The organism is Mycobacterium sp. NPDC049093 (genome assembly GCF_040704635.1).
Classification (GTDB): domain Bacteria; phylum Actinomycetota; class Actinomycetes; order Mycobacteriales; family Mycobacteriaceae; genus Mycobacterium.
Genome location: NZ_JBEZJS010000007.1, coordinates 72,735 through 97,310, shown reverse-complemented (window position 1 = coordinate 97,310; position 24,576 = coordinate 72,735). Strand labels below are relative to the sequence as shown.

Sequence of the window (24,576 nt, the reverse complement as noted above, 5' to 3'; positions counted from 1 at the left end):
GATGACGCCCGGGAACTCGGCATCGGGCTGGACCGACTATGTAATCGGTGACGTCAGTCGGTGTTGTAGGCCACCGACGTGATGAGTGAGCAATTGGGAGTGGTGGTGACAACAGCAACTGTCCCCGACAAAGAGGTGACTCAGCGCATTGCGCTCGACGTCACAGGAATGTCGTGCGGGGCCTGCGCTGCCCGCGTGGAGAACAAACTCAACAAGGTCGACGGGGTACGGGCGTCAGTGAACTTCGCCACACGCGTCGCCACGGTGGAAGCCGCCCCGGACATCGGTGTCGAGCAGCTGTGTTCGGTCATCGAGCGGGCCGGTTACCAGGCGGCCCCCCGCACCGAGCGCTCGACGACCGACGTCGACCCCGATGCCGACCATGCCCACAGCCTGCTCCGGCGCCTCGCGATCGCCGCCGTGTTGTTCATTCCCCTCGCCGATCTGTCGGTGATGTTTGCCGTGGTGCCCGACACCCGTTTCGCCGGATGGCAGTGGGTGCTCACCGCGTTGGCGGCACCGATCGTGACGTGGGCGGCATGGCCGTTCCACCGCACTGCGCTGCGCAACGCCCGGCACGGCACCTCGACCATGGAGACCTTGATCTCCATCGGCGTGACCGCGGCCACCGTGTGGTCGATGTACACGATCTTCTTCGATCACCAGACCTACCACGCTGCGGGGATCTGGCAGGCGCTGCTCGGCAGCGATGCGATCTACCTCGAGGTCGCCGCGGGCGTAACGGTTTTCGTACTCGCCGGCCGCTACTTCGAAGCCCGGGCACGCTCGCGCGCGGGAGGAGCGCTGCGCGCACTTGCCGCACTGGGCGCCAAGTCGGTGACGGTGCTGCTTGCCGATGGCGGCGAACTGGTGTTGCCCGCGGACGAGCTCAAAGAGGGGCAGCGGTTCGTCGTCCGTCCTGGTGAGGCCATCGCGGCCGACGGTCTCGTGGTGAGCGGGGCGGCCGCGGTCGACGTCAGCGCCATGACCGGAGAATCGAAACCGGTCCAGACCCACGAAGGTTCGAGTGTCGTGGGTGGCACCGTCGTCCTCGACGGTCGCCTGGTCGTGGAGGCCGCCGCGGTGGGACCCGATACCCGGTTCGCCGGGATGGTCCGCCTCGTGGAGCAGGCGCAGGCACAGAAGGCCGACGCGCAGAGACTGGCTGACCGCATCGCCGCGGTATTCGTGCCCTGTGTGCTCGTGATCGCCGCGGCAACCGCGATCGGTTGGCTGCTGGCCGATGGAGATGTCAACCGAGCTGTATCGGCTGCCCTGGCGGTCCTGGTGATCGCCTGCCCGTGCGCGCTGGGGTTGGCGACCCCGACGGCGATGATGGTGGCCTCGGGGCGGGGCGCTCAACTCGGCATCTTCCTCAAGGGCCATCGCGCACTGGAGGCCATCCGCGCCGTCGACACGGTCGTCTTCGACAAGACCGGCACCCTGACCACCGGACAGCCCCAGGTCATCACCGTCGTCGTCGCAGCGGGCGACGGATGGGACGAGGACGACGTTCTCGCATATGCGGCGGCGGTCGAGTCGGCATCCGAGCATCCGGTGGCCCATGCGATCGTCACCGCCCGTGCGGGTCGGGACATCGCCGCAGTGGAGGACTTCCAGGCGTTCGCCGGCCACGGTGTGACCGGTTCGGTGGATGGGGTCGCCGTGGCGGTCGGGCGTCCGGCCTGGGTGACCCGGGACCGGGTGGTGCCCGCCGATCTGGCGGCCGCCCGCAAGCTCGGCGAGTCACGGGGGCAGACGGTGGTGTTCGTCGCCTGCGGCGATGCCGTCCGCGGTGCCATCTGTGTCGCCGACGCCGTCAAGGATTCGGCGGCCGGTGCGATCGCTCAGCTCCACGCCGAGGGCATGAAGACCATGCTGCTGACGGGGGACAACGCCGCCACGGCCGCCGCGATCGGCGCGGCCGTGGGCATCGACGATGTCGTCGCCGAGGTGCTGCCGGAGGACAAGGTCGGCGCGATCGAGAAGCTGCGCGACCAGGGCCGGGTGGTGGCCATGGTCGGCGACGGGATCAACGACGGTCCCGCGTTGGCCTGTGCAGACCTGGGCCTGGCCATCGGCCGCGGGACTGACGTGGCCATCGGCGCGGCCGACATCATCCTGGTTCGCGACAACCTCGATTCGGTGCCGCAGGCATTGGGCCTGGCCCGGGCGACGATGCGGACCATTCGGGTCAACATGATCTGGGCCTTCGGGTACAACATCGCGGCCATCCCGATCGCCGCGGCCGGCCTGCTGAACCCGTTGATCGCCGGTGCGGCGATGGCGGTGTCGTCTTTCCTGGTGGTCTCGAACAGCCTGCGGTTGCGCAATTACGGCACGATGCAACCGAATACGTTCGGTGACGCTCAGTTGCCGGCAGCGCGCATATCCGGCTGAGACGAGGCCAGCGGGGCCAGACACACACCCAGCCATGCTGCGGTCAGTGCCGCAACGGTGAGCGTGCCCAGTGCTGCCGGAATCCAGGAAGCGGTATGTGTGGTGTGATGCCACCAGAACGCCCCGGCGCCGACCACGGTGGCGACAGCCGACGCGCACATCGCCATACAGCACCATCGAAATCGGCGGCGCAGCAGAGCGAATGCCGATCCCGATGCCGCGAAGGCGAACAGGGAGAACGCCACCAGGGATATCCAGTGCCCGTTGCGCGTACCGCCGGCAGGTGCCGCGCCGGTCGCCTGTAGTGCCACGGCGCTCACCGTCAGAGCGGTGGCAAGTGCGGCCAGAGCGCGGGCGCGCGTGGTGCTGATCCAGACGTCTTCGAAGACCCGGCGCTCGATCGCCCGTAGTTCGGTCTCGATCGCGTCGCTTGTCTGCCTCGTCGTCACCGAGATACCTCGCTCATCAATGTGTTTGACTACCTGGCCTGGACCATAGGGGCGTGGCGGGGCGGCGAATCCTCGAGAATCGCGTCGCGTTCGCTTGGGGTCAGGCCGCCCCAGATACCGTGCTGCTCGGCTGCGGCGAGCGCATGGTCACGACATGTCGACTGTACCGGGCAGTCTGCGCACACCCGCTTGGCCTGCTGAACCCTTCGGTTCCGGGTGCGCCGATCTTCCCCGTCCGGGCCGAAGAAGAAGATCGCCTGCCCGGAATCTCGGCACCGTCCCAGCCGCTGCCACTCCCACAGTTCCACCCGGGGCGCGGGCAATCGATGCGACTGCTGCATGGTTGTGGTTCCCCCCACGGCTCGTAGCTACGCCTTCAGTGCGGGCACGAGAGGCAGTTGCGCACTGCGGTTCTCGATGGCCCTGCTGATTGGTCGGGAGCACGACGTGATTAGTTCCGTTGTGGCCTGATCGGCAACCCTTGGGCGTAACCTCATATGCATGACCAGCAATGAAACCGCGGAGTCGGCCAAGTGCGACAACCCGAACTGTACGTGTGAAAACTGCACCTGCGGGAGCAACTGCACGTGCGGTTCCGACGCTGCCGAATGACCTAGGAGTCAACGCCGGTTGCGAGCGAGCTCGCTGAGCATGGCGTTGTAGGCGTCGAGTTCGTCGTCGTACCCGCGATCGCTGTGGCGGTCCTCGCGTGCACCCGCCCGGCGGTCCTGACGTGCCCACTGGGCGACCAGGGCTATCACCACGATGATCACCGGCAGCTCGCTCGAGCCCCACGCGATGGCGCCGCCCAGATGTTGGTCATCCGAAATGCTCTGCAACCAAGGTAGATTGACGGACCGGTAGAAGCTCTCGCCCAGAGACGAGGTCATCGTCATCGTGGCGATGCCGAAGAAGGCATGGAACGGCATCACCGCGAACAGGAGCCCGAGCCGCCCCAGGAAGGGGAGTCGCCGCGGACCTGGGTCGATGCCGATGATTCCCCAGTAATACAGGTAGCCGGTCAGCAGGAAATGCACGCTCATGAACTCGTGGCCCCAGTGATACCGGATCAAGGTGTCGAACAGGGGCGTGAAGTACACGAGGTACAGCGATCCGACGAACAAGAGGAACGCGGTCACTGGGTGAGACAGGAACCGCGTCACCGGGGCGTGCACGAACCACACCAGCCACTCGCGGGGACCAGGCGTTTCGTCTTTCGGCGCGGAGGGCAGCACCCGCAGCGCGAGCGTGACAGGTGCGCCGAGCACCAGGAGTACCGGGACGAACATGTTCAGTGCCATGTGTTCGCCCATGTGCACGCTGAACATCGCTGATCCGTAGGCCCGTACTCCGGAGCTCGTGGTGATCAGCAAGGCGGCGCAACCCAGAGTCCAGGCGATCGTGCGTCCCACCGGCCACTGGTCACCTCGTCGCCGCAGCCGAACCACCGCGACGAGGTAGCCGAGTGCAAGCACGATGGCTGCGGTCCCGATCAGGGGGTCGAACCGCCACTCGGTCATCAGGCTGACCGGACTCGGCGGCGCATCGAGCTGGTAGCCCAAAAAGACGTCCCACGTGGTGAACTCGTGGACCGTGAATCGGGGAGGCACACTGTTCGCGGCGAGCGCCACTGCGGCGGTGACGACGATCATCGCCGCCGCGGACACACTGTCGACCAGTCGCGACGGGGTGCGCCGCGCCAACAGGAGTACGCCGTCGCCGACCCACACCAGTGCGAGCAGCACCCCGGCGACCACCACGGCCTGCCCGTAGGCCGACCCCAGGATCGGCAAACCGCCCAACATCAGTGTGGCCAGGAGTGCGCCGTAGACGAGGGCGACCGCACCGCACGTCACCTGCAATGCCTGGATCCGGCGTCGGAACACGGCGTCCTGTAGTACCGCGGAGACGATCTTCGTTCCGGCCCACACCGCCATCGCCACCGAGAACACGATGACGGCGCTCGTGGCGATGTCGTGATCCGGTCCCTGCCCGGCGTTCCCGGTCACCGGTACCGCGATCACGCCGATCAACGCAGGCAGCAGTGCCACACAATGACCGATCCAGCGGAGCGTGAACCGCACGCCGACCGCCAACACCAGCGCGCATATCGCTGTCACGCACCAGCCGCGGGCGACCTCTGAGGCCGCGATGGTGCTACCGAGGCCGGGCCCGGAGACAAGCCGGCCGACGGGAATCCCCGCGTCGGCGGACGCCGAGATGACGATCATCGCGGTGGCGCAGCAAGCCCAGACGATGGCGATGCGTTCGACAAGCAGATGCACCGGAAAGGTTGCCGCGTCGATCCGTCCGTCGTCGCGAGGTGTCGCGGTCGTCACAATCCAGACGAGTGCCCCTACGCACAGCACAGCCGCCAAAGTGCCGGCCCAGTGCCCGAGCAGCCGAGCTGCGCTGGTGGCCGTTCCCGGGTCAGCGATGCCTGCAGCGGCCAGCCGCTGCGCGCCCAGGTGCGCACCACTCATGGACAACACCACAGTGCAACCTGCGACGATGCCGAGCAGTGTCAGGCGTCCCCGCCACACCCCGGCCGCAGTGGACATGCGCACACGCGCCATAGTCGAACCGGCCTTCCGCCGCGCAAACGAACCAAACGTCGCGGCCATGCGATTCTACGACAACGTGTCGTAGTGCTGGTGAGTGCGGGAACTCTGGCACTCTCGTCTGCGACCAAGAGACGAAGACCCCCGACACTCTTGTAGACAGGACCCGGAATGATCGCCGATCTTGCACTCCGCTGGGTTGTGACGGGGTTGTTCGCGTTGAGTGCGGTCGAGTGCGCCTACGCGCTGGTGGGCTCGCGTGGCAGGCCGAGCGTTGTGATGAGCCAGCTGCTGCATATGGCGATGGCCATCGCAATGATGGTGATGGCCTGGCCGCGAGGGACCGAACTGCCCACACTCGGCCCGATGTTTTTCTTCGTGGGCGCCGCGGTCTGGTTCCTGGCCGGCGTGCTGAGGTCCGCGACGACCCACGGGCGGGTGGTCGACGGCTATCACGCCGCGATGATGCTGGCGATGGCCTGGATGTACGCCGCCATGAACGGCAATGTGTTTGGGCGCCATACCGAAACGGTCGCCGCAGGCGGTCAGGACATGCATGCCATGCACATGGCCGGACACCATGGCGGCACGGCGATGGCCATGGAACACGTCGCGGCGCAGCCGCCGCTCTGGATCCCTGCCGTCAACTGGCTGTTGATCATCGGTTTCGTGATCGCCGCCGCCGGGTGGCTGTACCGCTACTTCGCGGCACGTCAGCAGTCCGACACTTCGCCGTTCTCGCATTTCGGCACGTTATGCCGGGCAATGATGGCCGCCGGTATGGCGATCATGTTCGGCGTGATGGTGTAACGGCTCAGGCGGCTGGGTCATCCGCGGCGCGGAGGTGACGACGGGTCGGTGCAGCCCGGCCCGATACGTCGTCCTCACCGTGCGCCCTGGGCGAAGGGTCATTCGGTCGCTTGGTGCGCGACGCCCAGATCGAGACGATCGCCGCCAGCGCCACCGGGACATGACTCAGGACCCGGACCGGGGTGACGAGTCCCGCCAGCGCATCCGATACCACGTAATAGGTGAGGAATCCGCAGTAGATCACCAGCACCCAGGCCAGACCGGGCGCGATTCGACGGCGGAAGGCCATCGCAATCGTCGCGATTCCCAGCGCGGCCGACCACGCCGTGGACTCGTTCAGCAAATGGGCTCCGCTGGCCGAGCTGTGATGGGCGGCAACCATCCCGAAATTGATGCCTACCGCCTGCGCGACCGCCAAACCCACCTGAACGATCCCGATGGTGATGATTGCGACGGTCAACAGGTGTGGGCTCAGCCGGTGCCAGAGTCCGCTCAGCGCACTGGCCCTGCGGTTCGGCCGTCCACTGACAGCGCCGATCAATCCGGTGTCGGCCAGGTCGCGCAATTGCAGGCCCAGCGCTCCGGCCCGGTCGTACCAGTCGGCACACTCCTGGCAGTCACGCAGATGCTCGTCGACACGCGCAGAGGGGACCGGCTCACGCTCCCCATCGAGGCGCGCCGAAAGCGCCTCTCGTGCCACCACACAGTCCACCGGGCCATTCTCCCGCATTGACCTCGGTGATTGCACATCTGCTCAGGCTGTCGGTGAGTAGGGCAGATTGCTGCTGGTCTGCGGGTCGACGTGGACCGGTCTGCCCACGTACGGGAAGGCCCGTTGCGGGCAGGCCGGTCGGTCACAGATCCGGCAGCCCGCGCCGATGGGCACCGTGGCTTCGGGATCGCTCAGATCGATGCCCGCCGAATAGACGAGCTTGTGGGCATGGCTCAGATCGCAGCCGAGCCCGACGGCGAAACTCTTGGGTGTACCCAGATATCGGCTCGGTGCCGACGCCGACGTTCTCGCGATCCAGAAATAGTTCCGGCCGTCAGGCATCTGAGCGACCTGGGTCAAGAACTCGCCGGGACGGGAGAACGCGTGGTGCACCACCCAGAGCGGGCAGTTTCCGCCCACCCGGGAGAAGTGAAACGCGGTGGCGGACTGTCGCTTCGAGATGTTTCCCGCGCTGTCGGTGCGAACGAAGATGAACGGCACGCCACGCGCGTCCGGCCGTTGCAGGGTGGACAGCCGATGACAGATCGTCTCGAATCCCATCTCGAACCGCCGGGCGAGCTGGTCGATGTCGTAGCGCAGATCCTCGGCGGCGGACAGGAACATCCGGTAGGGGAGTAACAGCGCGCCGGCGAAGTAATTGGCCAGGCCGATCCGTGCGACATCCCTTGCCTCCGAGCTCAACTGGTCATCGGTGGCCACGATGGAGTTGATCAGCTCAGAGTGCAGCAGCAGGGCAATCTGGGTGGCGAGCTGGAATGCGCGCTGGCCGGGCAGCAGCCATCGCGCCACGTGGAGTGTGCCGGCCTCGGGCTGGTAGCGGCGTTTGACGTTGGACCCCAGGACATCTCCGTTGTCCACGATCACCGAGATGCCGAACTCGGTGGACAACAGATCGGCCAGTTGGCGGTCGAGGCCGCCGATCTGGAGACGGTGACGGGTGAACAGGTCCTCGGCGGCGCGGTCGAGCGCATCGATGTAATTGCGCCGGTCGTAGAAGAAATCACGTACCTCTTCGAACGGCATCGGCTGCTGGGTGCCGGCTTGTGCATCCAGGTTGGTACGGCCGTGGACGGCCTCCAGCTCGGCAGTGGCGTCGTGCAACCGGCGGTGCATGGTGACCATTGCCTGGCCGACCTCGGGCATGCGTGCGACGAGCTCTTCGATCTGAGTCGAGGTGGTCGGGCCGTCGGCCAGAATCTCGCGCAGATCCGACACCAGCCGGGCATCGGCATCGGGGGTGAAGTACTGAGTCGGCAGGTCGAAGCGGTCAGCCAGGGCGAGCAACACCGGGACCGTGATCGGACGCTGATCGTTCTCCAGTTGGTTGACGTAGCTCGTGGACAGTCCCAGCGCACGCGCCAGCGCGACCTGCGTGAGGCCTCTCTCGTCGCGTAGCCGTCGCAGACGGGCGCCGGCGAATGTCTTCGTCACCGCTGCCGAGGCTACCCCGATCGGGTTTCGCAACATTCGCAAAAATGGCCGTCAAAGGACACAAAAATACGCATTTACAGGGTATTTCCCTGGTGGATGGAGCTGCGTACCGTGCGGATCATGCTTGAACATGACGTCAGAACGCGGCGCAGCGCCGAGGACTTCCCGCGGAGCGAACACCTGGCCTGGAAGATCGCCGAGATCGCGGCCGACCCGGTAGCGGTGCCGCCCGAGACCGAGGCGATGGTGATCAACCGGATCATCGACAACGCCGCGGTGTCGGCCGCGTCGGTGGTTCGCCGGCCGGTGACGGTGGCCCGTACGCAGGCGCTCGCGCACAAGACACCGAGGGGCGCAGGAGTGTTCGGCGTCGAGGGCACGGTCTCACCGGAATGGGCCGCGTGGGCCAACGGCGTGGCGGTGCGGGAACTGGATTTCCACGACACCTTCCTGGCCGCCGAGTACTCCCACCCGGGTGACAACATTCCCGCGCTGGTCGCCGTGGCCCAGCAGCTCGGGGTGAACGGCGCCGACCTGATCCGGGGTATCGCCACCGCGTACGAGGTGCAGGTGGACCTGGTCAAGGGAATCTGCCTGCACAAGCACAAGATCGACCACGTCGCCCACCTGGGACCGTCGGTCGCCGCCGGCCTGGGCACCATGCTGCGGCTCGACCCCGAAACCATCTACGCCGCAATCGGTCAGGCCCTGCACCTGACCACCGCCACCCGCCAGTCGCGCAAGGGGCTCATCTCCAGCTGGAAAGCGTTCGCCCCGGCGTGGGCAGGCAAGGTCGCGATCGAGGCCGTCGACCGTGCGATGCGCGGCGAGGGATCGCCCGCCCCGATCTGGGAGGGTGAGGACGGGGTGATCGCCTGGATGCTCGCCGGTCCCGAGCACACCTACCGGGTTCCGTTGCCGGGACCGGGCGAACCCAAGCGCGCCATCCTGGACACCTACACCAAGGAACATTCGGCCGAGTATCAGAGTCAGGCGCCGATCGACCTGGCTCGCCGGATGCGCGAGCGTATCGGTGATCTCGATCAGATCGCCACGGTCGTGCTGCACACCAGCAATCACACTCACGTCGTGATCGGCACCGGGTCCAATGATCCGCAGAAGTTCGATCCGGACGCGTCCCGCGAAACCCTCGATCACTCGGTGATGTATATCTTCGCCGTCGCATTGCAGGACGGCACCTGGCACCACGAGCGGTCGTACGCGCCCGAGCGGGCGCACCGGCCGGACACCATCGAGCTGTGGCGCAAGATCTCCACCGTCGAGGATCCGGAGTGGACTCGGCGCTACCACTCGAATGATCCGACCGAAAAGGCATTCGGCGCCAAGGCCGTCATCACTCTCAAGAGCGGCGAGACGATCGTCGACGAGCTGGCGGTCGCCGATGCCCACCCGCTCGGTGCCCGGCCGTTCGAGCGCGAACAGTACGTCGCCAAGTTCGCCCAGCTGGCCGAAGGTGTCGTCGAAGCCGAAGAGCAGAAGCGTTTCCTGTCTGCCGTCGAGAATGTCTCGGCGGCCAAGTCCGGTGGACTCGGTGCCCTCAATGTCCGCGTCGATCCGCGGGTGTTGGACAAGGCGCCGACGATTCCCTCTGGAATTTTCCGATGAGCGGGTTGCTCGGTGCTGCCACCCCGGCTTCCGAGAAGCGCCGGAAGTTTCGCCGCGGGTTGGAATCTGGTCGGCTGCTGCGCTTTCCGGGGGCATTCTCGCCGCTGGTGGCCAAGCTCGTCGCCGAGATCGGCTTCGATGGCGTCTATGTCTCCGGCGCTGTCTTGTCCGCAGACTTGGGTCTGCCCGACATCGGCCTGACGACGCTGACCGAGGTGACCGGCCGTGGTGCCCAGATTGCTTCGGCCACCGATCTTCCGACCCTCATCGATGCCGACACCGGCTTCGGGGAGCCGATGAGCGCGGCCCGCACCGTGACACTGCTCGAAGACGCGGGGCTGGCCGGGCTGCATCTGGAAGACCAGGTGAACCCGAAGCGGTGCGGACACCTCGACGGCAAAGCCGTCGTCGAGACCTCGGAGATGGTCAAGCGGTTGCGTGCTGCTGTCTCGGCACGGCGGGATCCCAACTTCATCATCTGCGCCCGTACGGATGCGGCGGGGATCGAGGGAATCTCCGCGGCGATCGACCGGGCCAAGGCCTACGCCGACGCCGGGGCCGACCTGATCTTCACCGAGGCTCTGCACACCCCGGCGGATTTCGAACAGTTCCGCGAGGCAGTGGACGTCCCACTGCTGGCCAACATGACCGAGTTCGGAAAGTCGGAACTGCTCACGGCACAGCAGTTATCCGAGATCGGCTACAACATGGTGATCTACCCGGTGACCACGCTGCGTCTGGCGATGTACGCCGTCGAGCTCGGCCTACGCGAGATCGCCTCGGCAGGAACACAATCCGGGCTGCTCGACCAGATGCAACACCGGAGTCGGCTCTACGAGCTCCTGCGCTACAACGACTACAACCAGTTCGACTCGGATATCTACAATTTCTCGCTGCAAGGGGCGACGCGATGACCGTTACCGCGAACGACACAGGTAAGCCGAGCATCCACAAGGGTCTGGCGGGGGTGGTGGTCGACACCACCGCCATCTCGAAGGTGGTACCGGAAACCAATTCGCTGACGTACCGGGGTTACGCAGTGCAGGACCTGGCCGCGCACTGCAGCTTCGAGCAGGTCGCCTACCTGCTGTGGCACGGTGAGCTGCCGACCGACCAGGAGCTGGCCCTGTTCACCCAGCGCGAGCGGGCGTCGCGCCGCATCGACCGCTCGATGCAGTCCCTGCTGGCCAAGATTCCCGACAACTGCCATCCGATGGATGTGGTCCGGACTGCGATCAGCTACCTCGGGGCCGAAGATCCGGAGGAGGACGACAGCACCCCGTCGGCCAATTTCGCCAAATCGTTGCGGATGTTCGCAGTGCTGCCGACCATCGTCGCCGCCGACATGCGCCGGCGTCGGGGGCTGGAACCGATTGCCCCGCACAGTCACATGGGGTACGCCGAAAATTTCCTGAACATGTGCTTCGGTGAGCTGCCGGACCCGGTGATCGTCAAGGCGTTCGAGCAGTCGATGATCCTCTACGCCGAGCACAGCTTCAATGCCTCCACGTTCGCCGCGCGGGTGGTCACCTCGACGCAGTCCGACATCTACAGCGCCGTGACGGCGGCGATCGGTGCGCTCAAGGGCTCTTTGCACGGTGGTGCCAACGAGGCCGTCATGCACGACATGCTCGAAATCGGCAGCGCCGAGAACGCCGCGGAGTGGTTGCACGGCAAGCTATCCCGCAAGGACAAGGTGATGGGATTCGGCCACCGGGTCTACAAGAACGGCGATTCCCGGGTGCCCACCATGAAGGCCGCTCTGCAAGAAGTTGCGGCTGTGCGCGACGGTCAACGGTGGCTGGACCTCTACGAGCGCCTGGAGCAGAATATGCTCGCCGCCACGGGAATCAAGCCCAATCTGGACTTCCCGACCGGGCCGGCGTATTACCTCATGGGATTTGACATCCCCAGCTTCACACCGCTTTTCGTGATGAGCCGGATCACCGGTTGGACGGCCCACATCATGGAACAGGCGGGCTCCAACGCGCTCATCCGGCCACTCAGCGAATACAGCGGACAGCCGCAACGGGCGCTCGCGTAGCCTGCGTGTTTTTCCGACGAGCAGACGTACAGGTACCCGGAAAACACCCCGGACGGGTACCCAAGCTGGGGCCCCTCCCGCTTGCGGGGGACAGCTCGCGGGATAGGAAAGGGAAACAGTGGTCGACAAGGTTCTGGTCGCCAACCGGGGAGAGATCGCCATCCGCGCGTTTCGCGCGGCCTATGAACTCGGTCTTGCGACGGTCGCGGTCTATCCGTACGAGGACCGCAATTCTCAGCACCGGCTGAAAGCCGACGAGTCGTATCAGATAGGTGAGAAAGGACATCCGGTCCGGGCCTATCTTTCGGTCGATGAGATCATCCGGGTCGCTCTCCATGCGGGCGCGGATGCGATCTATCCCGGCTATGGGTTTCTCTCCGAGAACCCTGAGCTGGCCCGGGCATGCGATCAGGCCGGTATCGCGTTTGTGGGGCCGTCGGCCGACGTGCTGGAGTTGACCGGCAACAAGGCCCGCGCCATCGCCGAGGCCCGCAAGGCCGGACTCCCGGTGCTGGCATCGTCTGCCCCGTCGAGCTCGGTCTCCGAACTGGTGTCAGCCGCCCAATCGATGACCTTCCCGGTGTTCGTCAAAGCCGTTGCTGGTGGCGGTGGTCGGGGCATGCGGCGGGTCAACGAGCCGACCGACTTGAAGGAGGCGATCGAGGCCGCCAGCCGCGAAGCTCAGTCCGCCTTCGGTGATCCCACCGTTTTCCTTGAACAGGCGGTGATCAACCCCCGTCATATCGAGGTGCAGATCCTGGCTGATACCCAGGGCAACGTGATCCATCTTTTCGAGCGTGACTGCAGCCTGCAGCGACGACACCAGAAGGTGATCGAGCTGGCACCCGCGCCCAATCTGGCTCCCGCTCTGCGGGAACGGATCTGCGCCGATGCCGTCGCGTTCGCTCGCCAGATCGGTTACTCCTGCGCGGGCACCATCGAGTTTCTGCTCGATGAGCGGGGCCAACATGTCTTCATCGAGTGCAATCCCCGGATTCAGGTCGAGCACACGGTGACCGAGGAAATCACCGACGTCGACCTGGTGTCGAGTCAGCTGCGCATCGCGGACGGGGAATCACTGTCAGATCTCGGACTCGTCCAGGACGCGGTGAAGATTCGCGGTGCTGCCCTACAGTGCCGGATCACCACCGAGGACCCCTCGAACGGTTTCCGTCCCGACACCGGACGCATCACCGGATATCGGTCACCGGGCGGTGCCGGCGTCCGGTTGGACGGCGGCACCAATCTGGGTGCCGAGGTGGCTGCGCATTTCGATTCGATGCTGGTCAAGCTGACCTGCCGCGGCCGTGACTTCTCGACGGCAGTGGCGCGGGCGCGGCGAGCCGTGGCGGAATTCCGGATCCGTGGAGTATCGACCAACATCCCGTTCCTGGCCGCGGTCCTGGAGGATCCCGACTTCGTCGCCGGGCGGGTGACGACCTCATTCATCGAGGAACGACCCGAGCTGCTCACCGCACGCGGCAGCGCTGACCGGGGCACCAGGATTCTCAACTACCTGGCTGATGTCACCGTCAACCAGCCCCACGGGCCACGGCCGTCGGCCGTGTATCCCCGCGACAAGCTCCCCGTGTGCGATTTGAGCGTGGCCCCGCCGCCGGGGTCCAAGCAGCGCCTGACCGAGCTGGGGCCGGAAGGGTTCGCCGCCTGGCTGCGCGACAGCAGCGCTATCGGCATCACCGACACCACCTTTCGCGACGCACATCAATCGCTGCTGGCCACCCGCGTGCGCACCAGCGGGCTGCTGCGGGTCGCGCCCTACATCGCCCGGACGATGCCGCAGCTGTTGTCCGTCGAGTGCTGGGGCGGCGCCACCTACGACGTCTCGTTGCGGTTCCTCAAGCAGGATCCGTGGGAACGGTTGGCGGCGTTGCGCGAAGCACTGCCCAACATCTGCCTGCAGATGTTATTGCGGGGGCGAAACACGGTGGGCTACACGCCGTATCCGGAGTCGGTGACACACGCGTTCGTCGAGGAGGCTGCTGCCACCGGGGTGGACATCTTCCGGATCTTCGACGCACTGAACAATGTGGAGTCGATGCGCCCGGCGATCGAGGCAGTCCGCCACACCGGTACGACGGTCGCGGAAGTCGCGATGTCGTACACGGGTGACCTGTCCGATCCGGCTGAGTCGCTCTACACGCTGGACTACTACCTGCGGCTGGCCGAGCAGATCGTCGAGGCCGGCGCTCACGTGCTCGCGATCAAGGATATGGCCGGCCTGCTGCGGGCACCCGCGGCTGCGATGCTGGTGTCTGCCTTGAAGTCACGGTTCGACCTCCCGGTGCACGTGCACACCCATGACACTCCGGGTGGGCAGCTGGCCACCTATGTGGCGGCATGGATGGCCGGTGCCGACGCTGTTGACGGCGCCGCAGCTCCGTTGGCGGGCACGACAAGTCAGCCGGCGCTGTCCTCGATCGTGGCGGCAGCCGCGCACACCGAGTACGACACCGGGCTGTCGCTAGACGCGGTGTGTGACCTTGAGCCGTACTGGGAAGCCCTGCGAAAGGTCTATGCGCCCTTTGATGTTGCGGCATCGGGTCCTCCTTCTCCGACGGGTCGGGTGTACACCCACGAGATCCCGGGCGGTCAGCTGAGCAATCTGCGTCAGCAGGCCATCGCGCTCGGTCTTGGTGGTCGTTTCGAGGACATCGAAGTGAACTACGCTGCCGCCGACCGCATGTTGGGCCGGTTGGTGAAGGTCACCCCGTCGAGCAAGGTGGTGGGGGATCTGGCACTGGCGCTGGTCGGAGCGGGGATAGATGCCGATGACTTCGCGGCCAACCCGGATCGGTACGACATCCCCGACAGTGTGATCGGGTTCTTGCGTGGCGAACTGGGGGATCCTCCGGGTGGTTGGCCGGAACCGTTGCGCACCAGGGCTCTCGACGGCAGGGGTCCGGCCAAGCCGATCCAGGAATTGTCCGCTGAGGACGAAACCGTGTTGGCCGCGCCGGGACCGAAGCGTCAGGCGACCCTGAACCGGCTGCTGTTCCCCGGGCCCACAGCGGAGTTCGAGGCGCATCGCGACGAGTACGGCGATACCTCGCGACTCAGCGCGAACCAGTTCTTCTACGGTCTGCGTCACGGTGAGGAGCACCGGGTCAAACTCGAACCCGGTGTCGAACTACTGATCGGCCTGGAGGCGATCTCCGAGCCCGACGAGCGGGGAATGCGCACGGTGATGTGCATCCTCAACGGGCAGTTGCGCCCGATCGTGGTGCGGGACCGGAGTATTGCCAGTGAGGTCCCGGCGGCCGAGAAGGCTGACCGGACCAACTCGGCGCACATCGGTGCTCCCTTCGCCGGTGTGGTCACGGTCAATGTCGCCGAAGGAGATGTCATCGAGGCAGGTCAGTCCATCGCGACCATCGAGGCGATGAAGATGGAAGCGGCCATCACGGCTCCGCAATCCGGCACCGTCACCAGAATCGCGGTCGCCCGGACCGCGCAAGTCGAAGGCGGCGACCTCCTTGTCGTCGTCGGTCAGTAGGTACTTGTGGCAATGAGTACCGTGGCGCTCGAGCTGGTGCCACCCAATCTCGATCGCGGAGAAGGCACTGCCGTGGCGGAAGCCCAGAAGGTGGCACGGCTTTCCGTGGAATGCGGCATCGGCGAACGTCTCGGGCACGTCATGATCCCGGCGATGATCGCCGAGGATGGCGACCGTCCCATAGAGATGAAGCCGAAGATGGACGTTCTCCCTTACTGGTCCATCCTGAAACCCGAACTGCCGGGCGTGCGTGGGTTGTGCACGCAGGTCACCTCGTTCTCCGACGAGACATCCTTGCGCCAACGGCTGACCGCCCTCGGAGAGTCCGGATTCGACGGGGTCATCTTTGTCGGCGTGCCGCGCACCATGAGCGACGGGGACGGCTCGGGTATCGCGCCCACTGATGCCCTGGCCAAGTTCGACGGCTTGGTGGCCAACCGCGGAGTGATCCTGATCCCGACCCGCGCCGACGAACAGAGCCGGTTTTCCGTCAAATGCGACAAGGGCACCACTTTCGCCATGACACAACTGCTGTACTCGGACGCAGTGGTCGGATTCTTGCGTGACTTCGCCAGAGACAGCGACCACCGGCCAGAGGTTCTCTTGTCGTTCGGTTTCGTGCCCAAGGTGGAGACTGAGATCGGCCTCATCGACTGGCTGATCCAGGATCCCGGAAATGACGCTGTTGCACGGGAACAGGCCTTCGTGAAAACCCTGGCCGCCGCCGAACCCGCCGTCAAGCGACGTCAACTGGTCGACCTCTACAAGCGGGTCATTGACGAGGTGGGCGGCCTCGGTTATCCGCTGAGCCTTCATTTCGAAGCTCCGTACGGTGTTTCGCGGCCAGCTTTCGAGGCGTTCGCCGAGATGTTGGCCTATTGGTCACCGGATCAGGTGCCCTGATCGGACCGCGATGAACGACCGTCTACGTGGCCTGGTGCCGGTACGGTCCAATCCCACTCAGATGCGGGTGATGGGTGTCCTGAATGCCACCCCCGATTCCTTTTGGGCTGACAGCAGATTCGACGTCACTGCGCTGGCAGTCGTGGCCGGACAACGCATGTTCGAGGCCGGGGCGTGGGCGGTGGACGTCGGTGGCGAATCCACGCGACCGGGTGCCGTGCCGGTATCGGTAGACCAGGAACTGGATCGCGTGCTCCCCGTTGTCGCCGGTCTGGCGCACCTGGGCGCGGTGTCAGTGGACACCCGCAACCGGGAGGTGGCCGAGGCGGCGGTTCGGGCCGGGGCGGGCATCATCAATGACGTCTCGGGCAAACTCTATGACCTCGCGGGGAGGCTCGGTGTCGGGTACGTGAGCATGCACTCGCACACGGTGCCCGTCCTCGCCGGAGTGTTCCCCGAATATGAGGATGTGGTCACTGAGGTGGCGAGCCTGGTCACCGGGGTCGCACAATCGGCCACCGCCGGTGGCGCCGGGCCGGTGTGGATCGACCCGGGCATCGGATTCGGGAAATCGACCGAGCATAACCTGGAGTTGCTACGGCGGCTTCCTGAACTGTGCACCCACGGATTTCCGGTGCTGCTCGGTGTCAGCCGAAAATCATTCATCGGCCACGTCACCGGCCGCGAAGTCGATCATCGGCTGGCCGGCTCGCTGGCCGTGGTCGCACCCGCCTGGGCCGCCGGCGTCGATGTCATCCGGGTTCACGACGTCGTCGAGACACTGGACACCATCATGATGCTGCAGGCGATCTGGGGCTGACCGCCGCCACCGAACGGGCCCGCAACGATTGCTTTCTGGACTTCGGCTGTGTTCGGTGCCAGCAGGCGTTGCGCAGACTTGGCTGTGATGAGCCCGGCGATGAGGAAAGTCGACCACAACCACCCCGGCCACGTCGCACCACTGTTCGCCGTGATGGTCAGACCGCGTCGCAGCGGCCCGTATCGTCAGCGTCAGATTACTCGCCGTGTGTGGAGGCGGTGCCGCGGTTGCTGAGAGTGCGAAAAATGCTGTTGCTCGGCACTTTTGAAGTTCGCGTCAAATATTGACGGTCGTTTCAGGCGGCCGATGAGCGGGCGCACGCTCCGGAAAAGGGAGGCCCCATCATAGGAAATTCATTGGTTAGGCTCCCCTCGCTGATCGAAGGAGGCTGCGGGTTTGAGCGTGGCGCCCCACTGACGTGGCGCCCCCGACCTGCGCCCGAGACAGGGGGATGGGCTTTGACGTGTGATGAAGTGCTGCAGCACAGCGCAACTGGGATTTCATTGACTCGGCCACGGCGAACGGCGTGACTAACGCGTCGCGGCTGGATGACTACCCGGTGCTGCCAAGGGAACTCAAGAATGTTTCCGAGGCGGTGCGGAGTACCTCGCGTCCTCCGATTCCACAACTGATGCGACCGAGCAAGATTCGGGTGGCCACCGACCAGGACGCCGTGATGATCGCCGAGTGGATGAATCGCCCCCATCTGGCCAAGGCTTGGGAGTATGACTGGCCGGTCGAGCGTTGGCGTAGGCATCTGAAAGCTCAGGTGGATGGCAACTACTCGCTGCCACTGGTCTTGAGTATCGGTGGGGTAGATCGCGGCTACCTCGAAATCTACCGCGCTGCCAAGGATTCCATTGCCGACCGATATGACAGTGAACCGCACGACCTCGGCTTGCACGGGGCGATAGCCGACGAAGAGCTGGTCAACCGGGGCCTCGGCCCGATGTTGCTGCCCAAGATCGTCGCGAGTGTCTTGGCCGCCGATCCCGGTTGTGAGCGGATCATGTTCGACCCCGACCACCGCAACACCACCGTGCGTGGGTTGTGCGAGTTCGCCGGTTGTCGGTTCCTCGGCGAACACGAGATGTCCAACCGCAGGATGGCGCTCTACCAACTCGACCGGGACACCGCCCGGAAATGGATGCCCTGAGCCCCTTCCTCAACCCGGCTGACGACGGCCGGTTGCGATCCAACAACAGAAGCAAACGAAAGGTGAGGCTGGGTCCCGCCGACCAGCCGGATATTCACATATGACCACTACCGATTCATCCACATCACCCGCTGTATCCGACGGGCTGGTCTCGATTCTGCGCGACGATCTCGAACTCCCATGTCAATCACTCAGTGCCAGTACGCGTCTCGTCGATGACCTCGGCATGGATTCGGTTTCTTTCGCAGTGGGGCTGGTCACCATCGAGGAGAAGTTCGGTGTGCAGCTCAGCGAGGAGGATCTCATCACCTGCAGCACCGTGGGCGATCTGCAGTCGGTGATCGGCCAGAGGAGTGCGGCATGAACCCGCTCGCAGGTGCTCTGCGGGAGGCGATGGTCGGCTCTCCGCATGATCTGGTGGTCCTGGATCGCGACACCGATACCTGGCAGCGCCGCCCCTGGCCCGAAGTACACGGGCTCGCCGAGCACATTGCGGCCTACCTGTTGGGCCGTGACCAGCCGGGCGCGGTCGGTCTGGTGGGCGAACCGACGGTGGAATTGATTGCCGCCATTCAGGGCTCGTGGCTGGCAGGTTCGGGTGTGTCGCTGCTGCCCCGTCCTCAGCGTGGCGCCGAACCGTCGGAGTGGGCGCGCGCCACGATGTCCCGGTTCAGCAGCATCGGCGTGACGACGGTGTTCAGCTACGGCACCACCCTGCAGCTGTTGCGGGATGCCGGCTCACCACTGACCGTGTGCGATGTCGCAGATGCTGCACGGACATCGACATCGACACAGCTTCGGTATCCCGATAACGCGGATGTGGCGATTCTGCAGGGCACAGCCGGGTCCACCGGGACGCCGCGGACTGCGGTGCTGGCACCCGAGGCGGTACTCAACAACATTTTGGCTGTCACACAGCGATTGTCATTGAGCCGCAACGATGTCGGCTGCTCCTGGCTACCGGTCTATCACGACATGGGCCTGGCGATGGTTCTGGCGTCGACGATGTCGGGTATGCCGCTGTGGCTGGCGCCCACGGGCGCCTTCTCGGCTGCGCCACTGCGGTGGGCAGAATGGCTGTCCGAATCGTCTGCGACGTTCACGGCCGGGCCGAACTTCGGCTACTCGGTGCTCGGCCGTTTCGCCAACCGCGTCTCCGACGTCGACCTCGGCGCGGTGCGCATCGCGATCAACGGTGGTGAGCCCGTCGACTGTGCCGGTGTCGATCGGTTTGCCGTCGGAATGAGCAGGTTCGGATTCGACGCGCGAGCCATGGCGCCCGCGTACGGGATGGCCGAGTCAACCTGTGCGGTGACCATTCCCGCGCCTGGAGAAGGCCTGCGGATCGACATTCCAGACGCGCAGGACACCGGCCGGCGCTACGCGTTGCTGGGGCGCCCGGTGCCGGGCATGGAGATCCGTATCGTCCCGTCTGCGCACGATGAGTCCGGCGCATCGGGCGAGGTGGAGATCCGTGGTTCGTCGATGATGGCGTCCTATCTGGGGAACACGCCGGTCGATGCCGGGAGCAGTGGCCAGTGGTTCCCGACCGGCGACATCGGCTATCTCGTAGACGGCGCATTGGTCATCTGTGGGCGCTCCAAGGAGGTCATCACGATCGCCGGACGCAACATTTTCCCGACCGAGATCGAACAGGTCGTCGGCGAGGTAGACGGTGTCCGCGAAGGGGCGGTCGTCGCCGTCGGCACGGAATCCGGCGCCGCGCAATCGCGTCTGCTGGTGGCAGCGGAGTTCATCGGGACCGAACAGGACACCACTCGCAGTGCCGTGATCCGCCGCGTGGTGTCCGTGTGTGGTGTCACGCCCGCCGATGTGGTGTTGATGTCACCGGGGTCGTTGCCCCGCACCTCGTCGGGAAAACTGCGTCGACTCGAAGTCCGTCGTCAACTGGAGGCCACGAGGTAGTGCCCGCCGGGTGCGATGAGTTCTACCCTCTTCTCGAGTCCAATCAGCATCCATTGTTGACTGAACGGGAGAGAACGCGTGGCCCAGCTGCTCAAAGTCCAGAACTTCAACGTCTCCGGCGACGGGTTCGGCGCCGGCGAGAACCAGAGTTTCGAGCGACCGTTCGGTCATGCCGAGCCGGGCGAGATGTTCGCCTGGGCCGGTGACACGGCAAGCTGGCCCAACCGGGCGGAGCCGGGCGGGAGTCGCGGTCTCGACGACTACCTCACCCGGGACTTCCACCACAACATCGGTGCCGAGATCATGGGCCGCAACAAGTTCAGTCCGTACCGCGGCCCGTGGGAGGATCATGCCGACTGGCAGGGCTGGTGGGGCGAGGAGCCGCCGTTTCACACGCCGGTGTTTGTCATGACCCATCATGAGCGGCCGTCGTTGACCTTGTCCGACACCACGTTCCACTTCGTCAACGCCGATCCGGCGACGGTTCTGGAGCAGGCGCGGACTGCCGCTCAGGGCAAGGACGTCCGGTTGGGTGGGGGAGCGAGCACCATCCGCGAGTTCCTCGACGCCGACCTGGTCGACACCCTGCATGTGGCGGTGGCCCCGACTGAGTTGGGCAGCGGGTCTCGGCTCTGGGAATCGCCCGATGAGCTGGACGACCGGTTCCACCACGACGTGGTGCCGAGCCCCGGTGGCGCGGTCACCCATCATCTGTTCTGGCGGAGGTGACCGCTCAGCCAAGCAGGTAGTCCGACGCGCGCTCGGACACTGTCATGCCATGGCCGGACACCGAACTGTCGACATGCAGGTGTCCGTCCGTGGCCGCCGGAACGCCGTCGAACAAGATCTCGTCCAGTCGGACATGGTCGATGAAGTATTCGACATGGCGTACATGCGCGCTGGCCGCTGCTACCGGCAGATGCAGCGCGGGAGCGCAGTGCGCGGATATCTGAAGATTGTGCGCGGCCCCGACCGCGGCTGCGGCCAGCCACCCGGTGTAACCCCCGCATCGGGTGACATCCAGTTGCAGGCAGTCGACTGCCGGGGCCAGTCGCCGGGCATCGTAACGATCTGAGATGTATTCGCCTGCCGCGACATCGCAGTGCAGCGTGTGGCGCAACAGACCGAGTGAATCGGTGTCATCGCTGCTGACCGGCTCCTCGAACCAGGTGACACCGAGATCGTCCAACCGGTGGCCGATCCGCCGGGCCTGAGCCGGTGTGTAGGCGCCGTTGGCATCCACCATGAGCTCCACACCGGCGCCGGCAAGATTCCGGAGGTCTTCGATGCGGGACAGGTCGCGAGCGGTGTCAGCGCCCCAGTCCTCGCCGATCTTGATCTTCATCGCGGTGCATCCGGCAGCCTGCCATTGTTCGATCTGTTTGCCGAGCTGGTCGTGGTCGAGGTTGGTGAATCCGCCGGACCCGTAGACGGGCACGGCGGAACGCACCCCGCCCATCAGGTTGCTCAGCGACCGGCCGTAGAGCCGGGCCTTGAGGTCCCACAGCGCGATGTCGACGGCACTGAGCGCCTGCATGACCAGACCACGCGTGCCGTAGTTGCGGCACGCTCGGTGCATGGCACCCCAGACGGCAGCAATGTCGTCGGGACGCTGCCCGAGCACGATGTCGCGAAGGTGGTGCGCGATGACAGTGGCAGCGGCAGGAGAACTGTAGGTCCAACCGGTTCCGGTGGCGCCCGCGGCGCCGGCGTGCACGACGACCGCGCAGGTGGCGTCCCAAGTCAGGGTCCCATCTGACTCCGGGCCGGGCGTGGGGACGTTGTAGGTGGTGACATCGAGGCGGGTGATCGAAGTGGAATTCATTGGTGTGCCGACCTTTTACGGAAGCAGGTTCAGGTTCGCGCGGCGTGTCCGGCCATGAGATCAGCCGCGCGGGCGGCCAGAGCCATGATGGTCAAGGCGGGGTTTGCCGCGCCTTGGGTGGGCATCACACTGCCGTCCACCACGTAGAGCTGGTTCACACCGAAGACCCTGTGCTCACTGTCGATCACACCGTCCTCGGGCCGGGCTGCCATCCGCGCACCGCCCACCAGGTGGGCATAGCGTTCGATGGCGATCACTTCCTCTGCGCCGGCGGCGCGCAGCATGTTGGACATCACCTCGGAGGCAGCGGCGATGAGTGACTTGTCGTTGTCACACTGGCTGTAGCTGAAATGCGCCACCGGCAGTCCGTGGCGGTCCTTCTCGTCTGACAGAGTCACCCGGTTGTCCGGCTGGGGGAGCAGTTCGCACAGGGCGCCCAAGGTCGCCCAGTGGATGTAGTCACGCATGTACTCGCGAAGTGTCTTTCCCCAGTGTCCCTGGGCTGCAACATGTTCAGACCAGGTGATTGGCAAGGGACTGACGTTCTGGACAGAGAACCCGCGTCGGTACGGCTTCGTCGGATCGGTTTCGTAGAACTGTTCGGTGCTGGCTTCCGGCGGCGGTGCCTTGTACATCCGGATCTCGTCGTCGAAGCGCCCGGCCACCTGTGGGGCTCCCTGCACCATGACGTTCCGCCCGAGCTGGTCGTTCTCATTGCCGAGTCCTTCCGGATAGCCGTCGGTGGCCGAAAGCATCAGCAGTCGAGGGGTTTCGATGGCGTACCCCGCGACCACGACAGCGTGCGCACATTGCCGGTGCAGGGTTCCGTCGTGCAGGTACTCGACGCCGGTGGCCCGTCTCTGCCGGTCGTCCACCAGGACTCGGGTGACATGGCTGTCGGGCCGGACTTCGGCCCCGTGGGCCAGGGCATCGGGGATGTGGGTGATCAACGGACTGGCCTTGGCATTGACCTTGCAGCCCTGGATGCAGAAGCCGCGGTAGATACAGTGCGGCCGGTTACCGAAGCGCCCGTTGGGAATCGCCACGGGCCCGACCCGCATCTCGATTCCGAGGCTGCGCGCTCCGCGGAGGGCCACCAGTCCATTGCCGCTCACCGGGTGCGGGCTGTGCGGGTACGCGTGGGGGTCACCCCACGGCCAGTCCTGTCCCGCGACCGGAAGTTCGGCCTCGATCTGCTCGTAGTAGCGACGGAGATCCCCGTAGCCGATCGGCCAGTCTGCACCGACCCCGTCAAGACTGTGGGTGCGGAAGTCAGACGGATGGAAGCGGGGCGTGTAGCCGGCGTAGTGCACCATCGAACCGCCCACGCCGCGTCCAGAATTGTTCGAGCCCAAGGGAACCGGATTCGCGCCACCGATCTGGCGCGGGTCTGTCCAATACAGCCCGTGGGATCCTCGTTCGTCACTGACCCAGTCCGTATCGGGGTTCCAAAACGGGCCGGCGTCGATCAGCACCACGGTCCAGCCGGCCCGTGCCAGCCGTTGGCCCAGAGTCGCGCCCCCGGCGCCGGCGCCGACGATCACCACGTCGACCTCGTCGTCGGTGCCGTAGCGGCGCATATCGGCTCTCAGCCGGTGATTGGTGCGGGACCCGTCGTTGGGGATGAGCCAGGCTGAGGCATTGCGGTGGCGGACCTCGCTCAGGCTATCCATCTGAGCTCCGGTCGGGCAGATCGTCGTCGAGACGGCGGGCGCGCTCGACGCGGCCGGCGAACGGAACCGGGTCGGCTGGGTGGTGATCACCCACCTCGAATCGTTCGCGGGCGTTGATGCCGGGGTTGAGATATCCGCGCGGGTAGGCCGGACCGGGGAAGCCGATCTCGTTCCAGGCCCATGGATGCGAGTAGAACGCGGTGCAGGCGAAGCGAGTCCACAGACTCCAGACATGGGACGCCGATGTTTTGTGCCACCGATCACCGCGCGTGGCCAGGTCTTGGACATCCTGCAGCAGCCGGGCCTGACGGTGACGGTCCAGTTCGGCGAAACCCGCCCCGTAGTGCCCGCAGGCGTCGGCATCCAGACAGGCCAGACTGTCCCGCCAGGCCTGCCCGTCCTCAGGCATGTCGTCGTAGTGCCAACCGTCGGTTTCGTCGGTGGCCAACCGGGCGTCGATCATGGCCAGCACCGGGACGCGCGGTTCGTCGTCCTGGGCCAGCAGCAGGTCCAGCATCGGCTTGGCCACCGCGACCTCGGCCGGGGTGAAGAAGGCCAGGCCCGCGGGAAGCGCCAGTCGGGACAGCACCGCGCCGGCCGTCACCTGATCCCAGTCGTCGGCTCGGGCCAACACGTCGAAGTCGGCGAACCTGCCGCGGCCTTGAGGTGTGATGCCGTGGCGGTCCGGAGTGCGAAACCGCATGG

The 24,576-nt window shown here is 65.6% G+C and carries 20 protein-coding genes; 12 read left to right on the top strand and 8 right to left on the bottom strand.

The window, feature by feature from the left end:
• Nucleotides 1-81 precede the first annotated feature (81 nt).
• A complete protein-coding gene (locus tag AB0876_RS26440) occupies nt 82-2,400 on the top strand; it encodes a heavy metal translocating P-type ATPase (protein WP_526043335.1) in 2,319 nt (772 codons plus the stop codon).
• Here AB0876_RS26440 and AB0876_RS26435 read toward each other — a convergent pair.
• The 3 genes from AB0876_RS26435 to AB0876_RS26425 all read right to left on the bottom strand — a co-directional run bounded on the left by AB0876_RS26435 (nt 2,370) and on the right by AB0876_RS26425 (nt 5,425).
• Complete coding sequence (locus AB0876_RS26435; protein WP_491841179.1) at nt 2,370-2,849, bottom strand: hypothetical protein; 480 nt, start codon at nt 2,847-2,849, stop codon at nt 2,370-2,372. The genes AB0876_RS26440 and AB0876_RS26435 overlap by 31 nt on opposite strands.
• A 29-nt stretch (nt 2,850-2,878) precedes the next feature.
• Complete coding sequence (locus AB0876_RS26430) at nt 2,879-3,190, bottom strand: WhiB family transcriptional regulator (protein WP_491841180.1); 312 nt, start codon at nt 3,188-3,190, stop codon at nt 2,879-2,881.
• A gap of 279 nt (nt 3,191-3,469) precedes the next feature.
• Entirely contained in the window at nt 3,470-5,425 is a 1,956-nt protein-coding gene (locus tag AB0876_RS26425; RefSeq protein WP_526043334.1) for a cytochrome c oxidase assembly protein, read from the bottom strand.
• Between the two features lie 156 nt (nt 5,426-5,581).
• Between AB0876_RS26425 and AB0876_RS26420 the strand changes: the two genes are divergently transcribed.
• Nucleotides 5,582-6,220: a DUF5134 domain-containing protein gene (locus AB0876_RS26420; RefSeq protein WP_491841182.1), complete on the top strand. Its 639-nt coding sequence runs from the start codon at nt 5,582-5,584 to the stop codon at nt 6,218-6,220.
• A 4-nt stretch (nt 6,221-6,224) separates the two neighbouring features.
• On the opposite strand, the gene AB0876_RS26415 is transcribed toward AB0876_RS26420, so the two are convergent.
• Nucleotides 6,225-6,920 carry a zf-HC2 domain-containing protein gene (locus tag AB0876_RS26415; RefSeq protein ID WP_526043333.1) on the bottom strand — a complete coding sequence of 232 codons (696 nt, stop codon included), beginning with the start codon at nt 6,918-6,920 and terminating at the stop codon, nt 6,225-6,227.
• A gap of 54 nt (nt 6,921-6,974) precedes the next feature.
• Nucleotides 6,975-8,420 (bottom strand): short-chain fatty acyl-CoA regulator family protein, encoded by a 1,446-nt coding sequence (locus tag AB0876_RS26410; RefSeq protein ID WP_526043332.1) that lies wholly within the window; start codon nt 8,418-8,420, stop codon nt 6,975-6,977.
• Between the two features lie 84 nt (nt 8,421-8,504).
• On the opposite strand from AB0876_RS26410, the gene prpD reads away from it, so the two are divergent.
• The 10 genes from prpD (at nt 8,505) to AB0876_RS26360 (ending at nt 21,102) form a co-directional block, all read left to right on the top strand.
• The gene (gene prpD, locus AB0876_RS26405) at nt 8,505-10,010 is read left to right on the top strand and encodes a 2-methylcitrate dehydratase PrpD (RefSeq protein WP_526043331.1); all 1,506 of its coding nucleotides are present in this window, start codon (nt 8,505-8,507) and stop codon (nt 10,008-10,010) included.
• Nucleotides 10,007-10,924, top strand: a complete 918-nt coding sequence (gene prpB / locus AB0876_RS26400; protein ID WP_526043330.1) for a methylisocitrate lyase — start codon at nt 10,007-10,009, stop codon at nt 10,922-10,924. Before prpD ends, prpB begins: the two co-directional genes overlap by 4 nt.
• Entirely contained in the window at nt 10,921-12,054 is a 1,134-nt protein-coding gene (locus tag AB0876_RS26395) for a bifunctional 2-methylcitrate synthase/citrate synthase (protein ID WP_526043329.1), read from the top strand. Before prpB ends, AB0876_RS26395 begins: the two co-directional genes overlap by 4 nt.
• A gap of 118 nt (nt 12,055-12,172) precedes the next feature.
• Nucleotides 12,173-15,568 carry a pyruvate carboxylase gene (locus tag AB0876_RS26390; RefSeq protein WP_526043328.1) on the top strand — a complete coding sequence of 1,132 codons (3,396 nt, stop codon included), beginning with the start codon at nt 12,173-12,175 and terminating at the stop codon, nt 15,566-15,568.
• A gap of 12 nt (nt 15,569-15,580) precedes the next feature.
• Nucleotides 15,581-16,471, top strand: coding sequence for a mycobacterial-type methylenetetrahydrofolate reductase (locus AB0876_RS26385; protein WP_526043327.1), 891 nt, complete (start codon nt 15,581-15,583; stop codon nt 16,469-16,471).
• Between the two features lie 10 nt (nt 16,472-16,481).
• Nucleotides 16,482-17,291, top strand: coding sequence for a dihydropteroate synthase (folP, locus tag AB0876_RS26380; RefSeq protein WP_526043326.1), 810 nt, complete (start codon nt 16,482-16,484; stop codon nt 17,289-17,291).
• A gap of 559 nt (nt 17,292-17,850) precedes the next feature.
• On the top strand, nt 17,851-18,447 hold the full coding sequence (locus AB0876_RS26375; RefSeq protein ID WP_526043449.1) for an acetyltransferase: 597 nt from the start codon (nt 17,851-17,853) through the stop codon (nt 18,445-18,447).
• Between the two features lie 37 nt (nt 18,448-18,484).
• Complete coding sequence (locus tag AB0876_RS26370; protein WP_526043448.1) at nt 18,485-18,811, top strand: acyl carrier protein; 327 nt, start codon at nt 18,485-18,487, stop codon at nt 18,809-18,811.
• On the top strand, nt 18,808-20,373 hold the full coding sequence (gene mbtM / locus AB0876_RS26365) for a long-chain-fatty acid--ACP ligase MbtM (RefSeq protein ID WP_526043325.1): 1,566 nt from the start codon (nt 18,808-18,810) through the stop codon (nt 20,371-20,373). The genes AB0876_RS26370 and mbtM overlap by 4 nt, the downstream gene beginning before the upstream one ends.
• A 78-nt stretch (nt 20,374-20,451) precedes the next feature.
• Nucleotides 20,452-21,102 carry a dihydrofolate reductase family protein gene (locus tag AB0876_RS26360; protein ID WP_526043324.1) on the top strand — a complete coding sequence of 217 codons (651 nt, stop codon included), beginning with the start codon at nt 20,452-20,454 and terminating at the stop codon, nt 21,100-21,102.
• 4 nt (nt 21,103-21,106) lie between these two features.
• On the opposite strand, the gene AB0876_RS26355 is transcribed toward AB0876_RS26360, so the two are convergent.
• From AB0876_RS26355 to AB0876_RS26345, 3 genes are all read right to left on the bottom strand, one after another.
• A complete protein-coding gene (locus AB0876_RS26355) occupies nt 21,107-22,198 on the bottom strand; it encodes an enolase C-terminal domain-like protein (RefSeq protein WP_526043323.1) in 1,092 nt (363 codons plus the stop codon).
• Between the two features lie 29 nt (nt 22,199-22,227).
• The gene (locus AB0876_RS26350; protein ID WP_526043447.1) at nt 22,228-23,778 is read right to left on the bottom strand and encodes a GMC family oxidoreductase; all 1,551 of its coding nucleotides are present in this window, start codon (nt 23,776-23,778) and stop codon (nt 22,228-22,230) included.
• Nucleotides 23,779-23,863: 85 nt separating this feature from the next.
• Nucleotides 23,864-24,574, bottom strand: coding sequence for a gluconate 2-dehydrogenase subunit 3 family protein (locus AB0876_RS26345; protein ID WP_526043322.1), 711 nt, complete (start codon nt 24,572-24,574; stop codon nt 23,864-23,866).
• Between the last annotated feature and the right edge of the window lie 2 nt (nt 24,575-24,576).